General features: G+C 59.1%; 13 protein-coding genes. All 13 read right to left on the bottom strand.

The window, feature by feature from the left end; translation table 11 throughout:
* Positions 1-73 precede the first annotated feature (73 nt).
* The 13 genes from lepB to rpmF all read right to left on the bottom strand — a co-directional run bounded on the left by lepB (position 74) and on the right by rpmF (position 12,941).
* Positions 74-1,051, bottom strand: coding sequence for a signal peptidase I (gene lepB / locus JDW18_RS05460; protein WP_218242689.1), 978 nt, complete (start codon positions 1,049-1,051; stop codon positions 74-76).
* On the bottom strand, positions 1,051-2,859 hold the full coding sequence (lepA, locus tag JDW18_RS05455) for a translation elongation factor 4 (protein ID WP_218242688.1): 1,809 nt from the start codon (positions 2,857-2,859) through the stop codon (positions 1,051-1,053). Before lepA ends, lepB begins: the two co-directional genes overlap by 1 nt.
* 440 nt (positions 2,860-3,299) lie before the next feature.
* Complete coding sequence (locus JDW18_RS05450; RefSeq protein WP_218242687.1) at positions 3,300-4,787, bottom strand: DegQ family serine endoprotease; 1,488 nt, start codon at positions 4,785-4,787, stop codon at positions 3,300-3,302.
* Between the two features lie 207 nt (positions 4,788-4,994).
* Positions 4,995-5,819 carry a sigma-E factor negative regulatory protein gene (locus JDW18_RS05445; protein ID WP_218242686.1) on the bottom strand — a complete coding sequence of 275 codons (825 nt, stop codon included), beginning with the start codon at positions 5,817-5,819 and terminating at the stop codon, positions 4,995-4,997.
* Positions 5,820-5,846: 27 nt separating this feature from the next.
* Positions 5,847-6,476 carry an RNA polymerase sigma factor RpoE gene (rpoE, locus tag JDW18_RS05440; protein ID WP_218242685.1) on the bottom strand — a complete coding sequence of 210 codons (630 nt, stop codon included), beginning with the start codon at positions 6,474-6,476 and terminating at the stop codon, positions 5,847-5,849.
* 39 nt (positions 6,477-6,515) lie between these two features.
* Complete coding sequence (locus tag JDW18_RS05435) at positions 6,516-6,998, bottom strand: hypothetical protein (RefSeq protein WP_218242684.1); 483 nt, start codon at positions 6,996-6,998, stop codon at positions 6,516-6,518.
* A gap of 109 nt (positions 6,999-7,107) precedes the next feature.
* A complete protein-coding gene (gene fabF, locus JDW18_RS05430) occupies positions 7,108-8,355 on the bottom strand; it encodes a beta-ketoacyl-ACP synthase II (RefSeq protein WP_218242683.1) in 1,248 nt (415 codons plus the stop codon).
* A gap of 37 nt (positions 8,356-8,392) precedes the next feature.
* On the bottom strand, positions 8,393-8,632 hold the full coding sequence (gene acpP / locus JDW18_RS05425) for an acyl carrier protein (protein ID WP_003058049.1): 240 nt from the start codon (positions 8,630-8,632) through the stop codon (positions 8,393-8,395).
* 160 nt (positions 8,633-8,792) lie between these two features.
* On the bottom strand, positions 8,793-9,536 hold the full coding sequence (fabG, locus tag JDW18_RS05420; protein ID WP_218242682.1) for a 3-oxoacyl-ACP reductase FabG: 744 nt from the start codon (positions 9,534-9,536) through the stop codon (positions 8,793-8,795).
* The gene (gene fabD / locus JDW18_RS05415) at positions 9,533-10,477 is read right to left on the bottom strand and encodes an ACP S-malonyltransferase (RefSeq protein ID WP_218242681.1); all 945 of its coding nucleotides are present in this window, start codon (positions 10,475-10,477) and stop codon (positions 9,533-9,535) included. Before fabD ends, fabG begins: the two co-directional genes overlap by 4 nt.
* 51 nt (positions 10,478-10,528) lie before the next feature.
* Positions 10,529-11,509 (bottom strand): beta-ketoacyl-ACP synthase III, encoded by a 981-nt coding sequence (locus JDW18_RS05410; RefSeq protein WP_218242680.1) that lies wholly within the window; start codon positions 11,507-11,509, stop codon positions 10,529-10,531.
* 9 nt (positions 11,510-11,518) lie between these two features.
* Positions 11,519-12,559 (bottom strand): phosphate acyltransferase PlsX, encoded by a 1,041-nt coding sequence (gene plsX / locus JDW18_RS05405; protein ID WP_218242679.1) that lies wholly within the window; start codon positions 12,557-12,559, stop codon positions 11,519-11,521.
* 199 nt (positions 12,560-12,758) lie between these two features.
* Positions 12,759-12,941 (bottom strand): 50S ribosomal protein L32, encoded by a 183-nt coding sequence (gene rpmF / locus JDW18_RS05400; protein WP_003058062.1) that lies wholly within the window; start codon positions 12,939-12,941, stop codon positions 12,759-12,761.
* Positions 12,942-13,022 lie beyond the last annotated feature (81 nt).

Below are 13,022 nucleotides of genomic sequence, written 5' to 3'. Positions count from 1 at the left end.
ACTTTTCTTTCCTCCAAGGCGGGCATGTCTCTGCCCGCGCATTCCAGAAAACGAACGAACTCAATCCCAGGCTTTAGTGAAAGCGGCCAATGCGGCTGAGATCACCAAAGTTCATCCAGACAAAGAAGGCCTTGCCCACGATGTTCTTGTCAGGCACAAAACCCCAGTAGCGCGAATCCAGCGAGTTATCGCGGTTGTCGCCCATCATGAAGTAATAGCCCTCGGGCACCTTGCAGCTCACACCCTCAACGCTGTAGCGGCAGTTTTCCTTGAACTCGAAATTGCTGGCACCCTGAATGAAGGCGGGCACATCGCTGTTGACGATGGCGCGGTGTGGCTGCTCGCCCAGCGTTTCCTCAAACTGCTTGAAGTAGCGCATCACGTCGCGGTCCAGAAAATCGGGCAGCTCGCGGGTGGACAGTTCCTTGCCATTGATGGTCAGGCGCTTGTTGATGTAAGCCACTTCGTCGCCGGGCACACCGACCACACGCTTGATGTAGTCCAGCGTGGGCTGGGGAGGATAGCGAAACACCATCACATCGCCGCGCTGGGGCTTGTTGCCCTCGGTGATCTTCTTGTTGATCACGGGCAGGCGAATACCATAGGTGAACTTGTTGACCAGAATCAGGTCGCCCACCATCAACGTCGGAATCATGGAGCCCGAAGGAATCTTGAAGGGCTCGAACAGAAACGAGCGCAGCACGAACACGATGGCAATCACCGGGAACAGGCCCGCCGTCCAGTCCAGCCACCAGGGCTGCATGAGGATGCGGTCCTTGGCGTCTGCCGAGACTTCGATATCCGTCTTGGCAATGCCCATGCGATCCAGCTCGGCGCGGCGCTCAACAGCGGCCTGCTCCAGCGCAGCCGCTGCAGCGCGGCGCTTGGGCAAGAAGATGAAGCGCTCGGCCAGCCAGTAGCCGCCAGTCACCACCGTGGCCAGAAACAGCAGCAGTGCGAAGTTGCCTTCGATGGAGCCGGTGTACCAGGCTGCGATATAGCCCACAAAAGCTGCCAGCACGGCAGCTGTAATCCATTGCATGACTTGCATCAATCCTCCACTTGCAAAATGGCCAGGAAGGCTTCCTGCGGCACTTCCACCGAGCCAATCTGCTTCATGCGCTTCTTACCGGCCTTCTGCTTTTCGAGCAGCTTGCGCTTACGTGTGATGTCACCGCCGTAGCACTTGGCCAGCACGTTCTTGCGCATGGCCTTGACGGTTTCGCGGGCGATGATGTTGGCACCAATGGCGGCCTGAATCGCCACGTCAAACATCTGGCGGCTGATGATTTCACGCATCTTGGCCACCACGGCACGGCCGCGGTACACGGACTGCGAGCGGTGGACGATGATGGACAGCGCGTCCACCTTCTCGCCGTTGAGCAAAATGTCGACCTTCACCACGTCGGAAGCGCGGTACTCCTTGAACTCATAGTCCATAGACGCATAGCCGCGCGAGACCGATTTGAGCTTGTCAAAGAAGTCCAGCACGATTTCGCCCAGCGGCATCTCATAGGTCAACATGACCTGGCGGCCGTGGTACTGCATATTCATCTGCACACCGCGCTTCTGGTTGGCCAGCGTCATCACCGGGCCCACATAGTCTTGCGGCATGTACAGGTGCACCGTGACGATAGGCTCGCGGATTTCCTGGATGCGGCCCACGTCCGGCATCTTGGAAGGGTTCTCCACGTCGATCAGCTCGCCGTCGCCCTTGATAACCTGGTAGACCACGCTAGGCGCGGTGGTGATCAGGTCCTGGTCGAACTCGCGTTCCAGGCGCTCCTGCACGATTTCCATGTGCAGCAGACCCAGGAAGCCGCAGCGGAAGCCAAAGCCCAGTGCCTGCGAGACTTCAGGCTCGAACTGCAGCGCTGCGTCGTTGAGCTGCAGCTTTTCCAGCGCATCGCGCAGCTGGTCGTATTCGGAGGCCTCTGTGGGGTACAGACCCGCAAACACCTGAGGCTTTACTTCCTTAAAACCTGGCAGTGGCTTCTCGGCGGGGCCCAAGTTGTTGGGCAGCTTCTTTTCCAGCGTGATGGTGTCACCCACCTTGGCGGCCTTCAATTCCTTGATACCGGCAATGATGTAGCCCACTTCGCCCGCCTTGAGCGCATCGCGCGGCGAGTTGGCGGGGGTGAACACGCCGATGTTGTTGGCTTCATAGGCAGCGCCCGTAGCCATCATCTTGAAGCGCTCGTTCTTCTTGAGCTCGCCATCGACCACGCGCACCAGCATCACGACGCCCACATAGGGGTCGAACCAGCTGTCCACGATCATGGCGCGCAGCGGGCCGTCGGGGTTGCCCTTGGGGGCCGGCACCTTGGCCACGATGGCTTCCAGGATCTCGTCAATCCCCATGCCGGTCTTGGCCGAGCAGGGAATGGCGTCGCTGGCGTCAATGCCGATCACGTCTTCGATCTCGGCCTTGGCGTTTTCTGGGTCGGCCTGGGGCAGATCCATCTTGTTCAAAACGGCAAACACTTCCACGCCCAGGTCCAGCGCGGTGTAGCAGTTGGCCACGGTCTGGGCTTCCACACCTTGCGATGCGTCCACCACCAGCAAGCCGCCTTCGCAGGCCGACAGCGAACGCGAGACTTCGTACGAGAAGTCCACGTGGCCGGGGGTGTCGATCAGGTTCAGGTTGTAGACCTTACCGTCCTTGGCCTTGTACTGCAGGGCCGCTGTCTGGGCCTTGATGGTGATGCCGCGCTCTTTCTCGATGTCCATCGAGTCGAGCACCTGGGCTTCCATATCGCGCTCGGCGAGACCGCCGCAGCGCTGGATCAGGCGGTCCGCCAGCGTGGACTTGCCATGGTCAATGTGCGCAATGATGGAGAAATTACGGATGTGATTCATCAACGAGAAGAACAGCTTGGAATTGAAAAAACAGTGGCTCGACGGGGCAAGAAAAAAGGGCGCGACCTTCAGCGGCGCGCCCTTAACCAACAATCTCTGGCAACTGCGATAGTTGGGACTTCATTGTAGGCAAAACTAGCCGCAAACCAAGACCCAGCAAGGCTTGACAAGTTCTGGTTTGTGATTTCCGAATTCATTTATCAATAATTTATCCACAAACCCGAAAATGCTTGTTACCCATCAGCAGCCGGAGATTGCAAGGGCTTTTGCACCGCTTGAAAACCGCTTGTAAGCGCGGCTTTTTTGCGTCCAACCACCATGCATTTGCGTTGGATTCTACCCAATGGCATAGGGTCACTGACGGGGACAGGTCTTGCGGGCATTCCAGATCGTGAAATGCGCACAAGACCTGTTGGTTTTCGGCTCTCTTTTCAGCCTGCTTATTTGGAAGGGCGAATCAGCACGTATTGCGCCCAGTCGCCACGGCGCACCAGCACATTCACGGGCTTGGCCTTGTCGGCCTTGGCCCAGGCCGCCTCAAAGCTCTTGAGATCGGTGACCTCGGCATTGGCCAGTTGCAGGATGACATCGCCCTCGCGCAGGCCTGCTCGCGCAGCAGCATCGGTTGCCGCCATCACGCGCACGCCCCCCTTGACGGACAGTTCCTTCTTCTGTGCAGCAGTCAGCTCGCCCAGCGTCAGGCCCAAAGACTTGTTTTCCAGAGAGCCCTGCGATGACTTGCTGCTATCGCTGCCAGGCTTGGCCTTGGCTGCGGCCTCGTCGCCAGGCACTTCGGCAATCACCATGCTCAAATCCTTGAGCTTGCCGCGGCGCAGCACGGTGATGGTGCTCTTGGTGCCAGGCTTGGTATTGCCCACCAGGCGCGGCAGGTCGGAGACCTTCTCGATGGTCTTGCCTTCAAATTTGGTGATGACGTCACCCGCTTCGACACCGGCCTTGGCTGCGGGGGAATCAGGCTCCACCGCAGACACCAGCGCACCTTCGGCCTTGCCAAGGCCAATGGATTCGGCCACATCCTTGGTCACCGGGCCAATCTGCACACCAATGCGGCCACGCGTAACCTTGCCAGATGCACGCAACTGGTCGCTGACGCGAATGGCCTCATCCACGGGAATCGCAAAGCTGATACCCATGAAACCACCCGAGCGCGAGTAAATCTGGCTGTTGATGCCCACCACTTCGCCACGCATATTGATCAGCGGGCCACCCGAGTTACCGGGGTTGATGGCTACATCGGTCTGGATAAAGGGCAGATAGTCACCCGTATCGCGCTGCTTGGCCGAAACGATGCCAGCCGTCACCGAGTTCTCCAGGCCAAAGGGCGAACCAATGGCCATCACCCATTCACCCACGCGCAGCTTGCTGACGTCGCCAATTTTCACGGCGGGCAGGTTCTTGGCGTCAATCTTGACCACGGCCACGTCGGTGCGCTTGTCGGCACCGACGATCTTGGCCTTGAATTCACGCTTGTCGGTCAGGGTGACGATGACCTCGTCTGCCCCTTCCACCACGTGGGCGTTGGTCATCACATAGCCATCGCCGGTCAGGATGAAGCCAGAGCCTACGCCGCGAGGCTGCTCTTCCTCAGACTGCGAGCCACGCGGCGAGCGCTGACGCGGCACATTGGGCACAGGCAGACCAAAGCGGCGGAAGAACTCCAGCATGTCTTCATCCATGCCCAGAGAGTCGCCCGCGTTGTTCGACACTTTCTCCAGCGTACGAATATTCACGACCGAGGGACCGACCTGGTCCACCAGATCCGTAAAGTCAGGCAACCCTCGTGCAGCAGCTGTGCTCTGTGCGTGAGCCGCTGCGGCAGGCAGCATGGCCAAGCCTGCCAGCGCAGCGACTGCCATGGCGCTGGCAACAGCGGTGGTGCGGAGCATCATCCAGGAAGGTGTTCGCATCGTTCTTGTTCCCTGTTCAATTCGTCTGAAGATTTCCGGAAATGCGTGATTCAAAGCTTGCATTCTGACAAAGCCGCGCCCAAAGACAGTCGCCCGCAGCGCAAACTGCTGATTTGCAACTGAGGGCAATCACTTCAAAATCAATAGCTGAAAGCGCAATCTAAATATGCGTTAGAGAGCTAAAAAGCTTGAACTTTTCAAGCCTGCTCAATGACGTGTGGCCGTTGCAAAGCTGGCATTGCGCAAAAAGCTAGCTGGCATTTGCAGATTGGGGGCGCTGCTGTACTGGGGATGGGCTGCCAGCAGCTCATCAAGGCGTGCATCGCGCAGCATCACGGTCTGACCGTTGGGGCCAGCCACCGCCACCACGGAAGACGACTGCGCATCGGCGCCCAGCGGAATTTCTGCATCCTGGCCGGCAGCAGGCAAAGCGGCCAGTGTATTGACCGAGATGGGAGCTGCGCTATTGCCACTGTTGGCACTGTTCACAGGAGCTGCAGCGGCCACCACTGCGCTGGGTGTTGCCAATGCCAGCTGAGAGCCCTGGCGGCCCGTAAAACTGCCGCCAGCCACCATGGCGCCCCAGCCTACCGCCGCGACGGCAGCGACAGAGGCAAAGCCAGCAGCCATCTTCCAGCGAAACACGGATGCATTGGCCGCCTGACGCGCGGGCATGGAAACCACATTGGCGCCATTGCCCAGACGCTTGCCCTGAGCGGCATCGGCTGCAGCAATCTGCCCCAGCTCGCCTTGCTGCAGGCTGCTGGACGACTCGGCGCTGATTCCGGGCAGTTCAATACCGCGAATCGGCTCCTTGGCCATGTGGGCACGCACGCCGCTCAGAATGTCGCGGCTGCTGTGATGGGCCAGTTCGGGCGAGCGCAGCACATCACCAATGAGGTGATACATGCGCCAGGACTGCTGGCCTTCGTCACTTTCCGCGAAAGACAGCACCGTCTGCATGTTCACAGAGGCTGCCTCGCCATCCACCAGAGCCGAAAGATGCTCGCGTTTGATCAGATCGTCATTCATGAAGTTCACCTGCTCGTCTTGCATGTCCTACCACCGCTTTCCACCCTGGCGATCCAGCAGAGGTTTAACCCTCGCGGAGATCGCCTCGCGTGCCCTAAAGATGCGCGAACGCACCGTGCCAATGGGGCAATCCATGGCCTGCGAAATTTCTTCGTAGCTCAGCCCTTCGATCTCGCGCAGCGTGACTGCCTGGCGCAAATCCTCGGGCAAAGCCTCCATCGCCGCGTTGACGGCCTGCGCAATTTCCTGCGCAGCCAGCACGGTTTCCGGGGTTTCCTGGGTAGTTAGTTCTCGTCCGAACGAAGAAGTTTCATCATCGTCGTCCCCAGTGTGTAACGCGCTCTCGGTAATCACCGGCGAGCGGTGCATTTCCATCAGCGTTTTCTTGGCCGTATTGACCGCAATACGGTACAGCCAGGTATAGAACTGAGCCTCTCCGCGGAACTGGTGCAGTGCCTTGTAGGCCCGGATAAAGGTTTCCTGGGTAATGTCCTGCACGATATCTACATCGCGCACCATGCGACCCACCAGCCGCTCGATGCGGCGCTGGTATTTGATGACCAGCAGTTCAAAGGCCCGCGTATCGCCAGCGTTTGCGCGCTCAACCAGAGCCAGATCGCTGTCAGCAGAAGGTGTGGGGAAATCGGGAGGTGTCATGAATGGCCAAGCGACGTGCTGCCATAACCGGCGCGGGCTCTAGCCCTGCTCTGCCAGCAGCACGACCGAAGAATATACCGCACGCCGCAAGTCGCCCCACCGCACAGGGCTGTGCTGCTGCCGCATCAAAATCCATAGCACCTTGCGCTTGTGTTTAAAGGACTGCACTGGGAATTGATCAGAAACACTCAGCCACAGCCAGCTTCCACCATCCAGGCCCGGCCTCAATTGCACAGACTGCTCAGGCATTTGTTCCTGCGGATCAAGCCTCAGCTGCCAATGCTCACCATTCCATAGCAGGCTACCCTTTGGCCAATTGCGCCATTGCGCGATCAGCAATAGAGCCGCAAGCAGCAAGACCCCGCCACTCATCACCAATGAAGTGTGGTGCCAATGCGCAGCCTGACACCAGCCACCCAGCGCGACCACCAGAACCGCCCATGACAGCAGCAACGCCCACCCGGCCCAGCCAGGCCGGTCAAATTCATACGCCACAGCAGGCGCGTGATAACGGGCACTCATGGTTGCAGTGTGCAAAAAGCCTGCCGCACCCGACCTAGGGAAAGCACCGCGCAAACAACAAAGCCCGCAAGGCAGTGCCAGTGCGGGCTTGTTCAGCGAGCCAGAAATCTCAGACGCGCTTAAAGACCAGGGTACCGTTGGTACCACCAAAGCCGAAGTTGTTCTTCACAGCCACTTCCAGCTTGGCATCACGCGCCACATTGGCGCAGTAATCCAGATCGCAGTCGGGGTCCTGGTTGTCCAGGTTGATGGTTGGCGGGATCTTCTGATCGTGCAAAGCCATCACGGTGAACACGCTCTCGATACCACCAGCGCCACCCAGCAGGTGACCTGTCATGGACTTGGTCGAGCTGACCACCAGACCCTTTTTCGCCCACTCGCCCATTGCCGCCTTGATGGCATTGGACTCGTTCGCGTCACCCAGCGGGGTGGATGTGCCGTGCGCGTTCAGGTAGTTGACCTGATCCTGGTTCACACCAGCATTGCGCAGAGCGTTGAGCATGGCGCGGCGTGGGCCGTCCATGTTGGGAGCGGTCATGTGACCTGCATCGGCACTCATGCCAAAGCCTGCCAGCTCCGCGTAAATCTTGGCACCACGGGCCTTGGCGTGTTCGTACTCTTCAAGCACCAGCACGCCAGCACCTTCACCCAGCACAAAACCGTCACGGTCCTTGTCCCAGGGGCGCGAAGCAGCCTTGGGGTCATCGTTGCGCGTAGAAAGCGCACGCATGGCAGCAAAGCCGCCAACACCCAGAGGCGATACGGTGGCTTCCGTGCCACCGGCCACGACGATGTCTGCATCGCCGTATTCAATCATGCGACCCGCTTCGCCGATGCAGTGCAGACCTGTGGTGCAGGCTGTCACGATCGACAGATTTGGCCCCTTGAAGCCAAAGCGCATGGACACATGCCCTGCCACCATGTTAATGATGGAAGCAGGCACGAAGAACGGCGTAATACGGCGAGGGCCGCGCGCCGCCAGTTCTGCGTGGGTATTTTCGATCAGCGGCAGGCCGCCGATACCTGAGCCAATCACGCAGGCGATGCGTGTGGCCAGGTCTTCAGACAGGGCTTCACCTGTGGGCAGGCCTGCGTCGAGAACAGCTTGTTCCGCAGCCGCAATACCGTAATGAATGAAGGTGTCCATGGAGCGCGCATCTTTGGCGCTCATGTACTTCTCCACATCAAATCCCTTGACCTCACCGGCAATCTTGCAGGAGAAGTTCGACGCATCGAACTTGGTAATGAGGTCAATACCGGACTGGCCGGCTAAAAGATTGGCCCAGGCTTCGCCCACCGTGTTACCCACGGGGGAGATGCAACCCAGGCCGGTCACGACAACGCGACGACGGCTCATGCGTTCAAACCTTTAACTGATCGCTGAAAAAAAGACCTTAGGCCTTTTGGTGGGTATTGGCGTAGTCGATGGCGTTTTGCACCGTCGTGATCTTCTCTGCGTCTTCGTCAGGGATCTCGATGCCGAATTCATCTTCCAGGGCCATCACCAGTTCCACTGTGTCCAGGGAGTCAGCGCCCAGGTCGGCCACGAAGGCCTTTTCGTTGGTCACTTGGGACTCTTCAACGCCGAGTTGTTCAGCAATGATTTTTTTGACACGTGCTTCGATATCGCTCATGGTTTCCCTCAGGGGGTTGTGAATGAACCCGCGATTCTAGCCGTTTCAGGCCTAAGACCTTTTTCGGCTGGCCGTCGCGAGGAATCGGCCACTGAACTTGCAAAAGTGTTCAGCTTCTGGCAGCAAGTGCGGCAAACGCCGCCCAAACCACCGAAATTTTTTACATGTACATGCCGCCGTTGACGTGCAGTTCCTGCCCCGTCACATAGCCTGCACCTGCAGATGCCAGATAGGCTACCGCATGGGCGATATCGCTGGGCTGACCCAGGTCACCCATGGCAATTTGCGCCTTCAAAGCAGCCTTCTGCGCCTCTGGCAGGTCAGCTGTCATGTCGGTGGCAATAAAGCCGGGAGCCACGCAGTTTACGGTGATACCGCGGCTGCCCAGTTCCTTGGCCAGCGCACGGGTCATGCCAGCCACGCCGGCCTTGGCCGCTGCGTAGTTGGCCTGACCGGCGTTACCGGAGGCGCCCACCACGCTGGTGATGCTGATAATGCGGCCAAAACGCTGCTTCATCATGGGGCGAATAGCCGCACGGCTGACTCGGAAAACAGCCTTCAGATTGGTGTCTGTGACAGCGTCCCAGTCCTCATCCTTCATGCGCATGGCCAGCGTATCGCGGGTAATGCCCGCGTTGTTGACCAGCACATGCAGGCCACCGTCGTTTTTCACGATGGAGTCGATCAGCGCATCCACGGCAGCGCCGTCAGTCACGTTCAGGTTCACGCCACGGCCACCGAAAGCAGCCAGGGCCTGAGAAATTTTTTCAGCGCCAGCGTCCGAAGTCGCGGTGCCGATCACTTGATAGCCTTTGGAGGCCAGCTCCTGCGCAATGGCGGCGCCAATGCCACGGGTGGCACCGGTGACCAGGGCAACCTGGGGCTTGGTCTGGTTATCAGTCATGCGAGCAATTCTTTCACGTCAGCCAGGGTGGCTGTATCAAACAAAGGGGCACCCGTCAGGTCCGCGTCAATACGCTTGACCATGCCAGCCAGCACCTTGCCTGGACCGCACTCAACAATATGGGTCACACCGCGAGCCTTGATGGCCTGCACGCATTCCACCCAGCGCACAGGACCGAAAGCCTGACGATACAGGGCATCACGAATCGCATCAGCGTCCGTTTGGACGGTAACGTCGATGTTGTTGATGACGGGAATCTGGGGCGCGGCCAGCGTCAGCTCTGCCAGCGCAGCCTTGAGCTTTTCCGCAGCAGGCTTCATCAGGCTGGAGTGGAACGGCGCGGAAACGGGCAGAGGCAGGGCGCGCTTGGCCCCAGCGGCCTTGACGGCTTCGCAGGCTTTTTCCACGGCCAGCTTGCTGCCGGCGATCACGGTCTGACCAGGGTCGTTGAAGTTCACGGCTTCCACCACTTCAGCGCCGCCCAGCTGGGCCGTCACTTCGGCGCAGACAGCCTTCACTTTTTCCGCATCCAGCGCCAGCACAGCCGCCATGCCGCCTGTACCCACGGGCACGGCATCCTGCATGGCTGCAGCACGCAGACGCACCAGAGGCGCAGCCTGCGCCAGCGTCAGCACGCCAGAAGCCACCAGCGCAGAGTATTCACCCAGAGAGTGACCGGCCACAGCATCTGGCAGCGCACCGCCTTCAGCCTGCCACACGCGCCAGGCGGCCACACCCGCCACCAGCATCACGGGCTGGGTGTTGGTGGTCAGCGCCAGGGCTTCCTTGGGGCCTTGCTGAATCAGCAGGCCAATGTCTTCACCCAGCGCCTCCGAGGCTTCTGCCACGGTCTGAGCGACTACAGGATGATCGCCCCAGCCGTCCAACATGCCCACCGATTGGGAACCCTGGCCGGGAAATACAAATGCAAACTTCTTCATATTTGTTAGTATAAAAAGTATTTGTAACGCTTATTGGATACGCGCCTACAGCTACATTTTGAGGAGCACAGCACCCCAGGTGAAGCCGCCGCCCACGCCTTCAAGCAGCACCGTCTGACCCTTCTTGACCTGACCGCTGCGCACGCCGTGATCCAGCGCCAGAGGAATCGAAGCTGCAGAGGTATTGCCGTGCTGGTCCACAGTGACCACCACCTTGTCCATGGACAGCTTGAGCTTGCGAGCCGTACTTTGCATGATGCGGATATTGGCCTGATGCGGAATCAGCCAGTCGATATCGGCATCGGTCAAACCGGCTTTTTCCAGCGTGGCGCGTGCAGCCTTGTCCAGCACGCTGACTGCGAGCTTGAACACTGCCTGGCCGTCCATCTTGAGCAGGGGGTCACCCAGCACATTGCCACCAGAGACAGTGCCCGGCACGCAGAGAATGCCCACATGGCTGCCGTCAGCATGCAGCTCGGTAGCCAGAACGCCAGGCTCATCCGAGGCTTCCAGCACCACAGCGCCAGCGCCATCACCGAACAGCACGCAGGTCGTGCGGTCGTTGAAATCCAGAATACGGCTGAAGACTTCCGAGCCCACAACCAGCACGCGCTTGGCAGCGCCGGACTGAATCATGGAATCGGCCACGGTCATTGCGTAGACGAAGCCGCTGCACACGGCCTGCACGTCAAACGCAGGGCAGCCGTTGGTAATGCCCAGCTTGTGCTGCAGGATGGCCGCAGTCGATGGAAAAACCATGTCCGGCGTGGACGTGGCCACGATGATCAGGTCGATATCCTGCGCGGTGATGCCTGCCGCCTCGATCGCGTTTTTGGAGGCCTCCAGCGCCAGATCACTGCTGGTTACATCGGGGGCAGCGAAGTGACGGGCACGAATACCCGTGCGCTCCACGATCCACTCGTCCGAGGTTTCCAGGCCGCGCTGCGCCAACTCGGCAGCGAGGTCGTCATTTGTAAGGCGGCGGGGAGGCAGATAGCTGCCAGTACCAATGATGCGTGCGTAGCGTCTCATGTCTTCTAGTCAGGGCGCCGAAGTTCCTTGTTCCGCCTGCGCAGCCAGCAACAAAGGTGCAGCTGCAGCAATACGGGCGCGGACACGTTCCAGCAAATTGTTGCGTGCCGCATCATACGCACGATTGAGGGCGTGCTCGAAAGCCATTGCATCAGCAGAACCATGGCTTTTGAAGACCAGACCGCGCAGACCCAGCAGCGCAGCACCGTTGTAACGACGGTGATCCACCCGCTTCATCAGCGCAGTTAGCACCGGATAAGCAATGATGACCGCCATTTTGGTGAAGATATTGCGTTTAAACTCTTCCTTGAGGATGCCCGAAATCATCGAAGCCACACCCTCTGTTGTCTTGAGCGCGACATTACCCACAAAGCCATCGCAGACCACAATGTCCACCACGCCTTTGAAAGTGTCATTGCCTTCGACGTTGCCGTAGAAGTTCAGATTGCCAGCATCGCCCGCAGCGCGCAGCAATTCGCCTGCACGCTTGATGACTTCGCTGCCCTTGATCAGCTCTTCGCCAATATTGAGCAGCCCCACGGAAGGCGCATCCGTATTCTTGAGCGCCGACACCAGAGCCGAGCCCATGACTGCAAACTGCAGCAGGTGCTCTGCCGTGCAGTCCACATTGGCCCCCAGATCCAGCATGGTGGTGTCGCTACCCTTGGCATTGGGCAAACCAAAAGCGATAGCAGGACGGTCAATACCTTCAAGCGTCTTGAGCAGATAGCGCGAAATCGCCATCAGCGCACCAGTATTGCCGGCAGACACTGCAGCCTGCGCCGCACCATCCTTGACCTGGCTGATGGCCACGCGCATGGACGAGTCTTTTTTCTTGCGCAGCGCCACTTCCACCGGGTCGTCCATGCCCACCACTTCCGTAGCGGGCACTACCGTGGCACGGTCATGCTTGAAATCTGCCAGCTCTTCGGCCTTGCCAACCAGCAGCAAATGGGCTTCGGGATGAGTATTCAAAAACTGACGGCACGCTGCCAGCGTGACGCGGGGGCCATGGTCGCCCCCCATGCAGTCAACAGCCAAAGTAATCATGGGCGACTGACAAGTCCATTCGGGCTTGGGTAAAGGGTTGAACGGCCCAGGGGCCGCTACTGAAACAAGTGGGAGCTATCTGCAAATCCAGCGTCAGTGATAAAGCTTTCACACTGATTTTGCAAATATCTCCCTTCTAAAACACAAAAGCCCGCGCTACAAATAATGTAGCAACGGGCCTTGCGAGTGCAGTCGTCGCTTAGGCTTCGGACTTGTTCTTCAGCACTTGACGGCCGCGGTACACGCCGTTGGGGCTGATGTGGTGGCGCAGGTGGGTTTCGCCGGTAGTGGCTTCCACTGCGATGCCAGGCACATTCAGTGCATTGTGCGAACGGTGCATGCCGCGCTTGGAGGGAGACTTCTTGTTTTGCTGAACAGCCATGATGGCTCCTGTGTATCTTGAAAGGGTTGGTAAAAAACGCGATCAGCCCATTAAAGACACGAGGGGATTCGCGCGAAGCTC

Source organism: Comamonas fluminis (assembly GCF_019186805.1).
In the GTDB taxonomy this organism is placed as follows: Bacteria; Pseudomonadota; Gammaproteobacteria; order Burkholderiales; family Burkholderiaceae_C; genus Comamonas; species Comamonas fluminis.
This window is presented reverse-complemented; position numbering and strand designations above follow the sequence as displayed.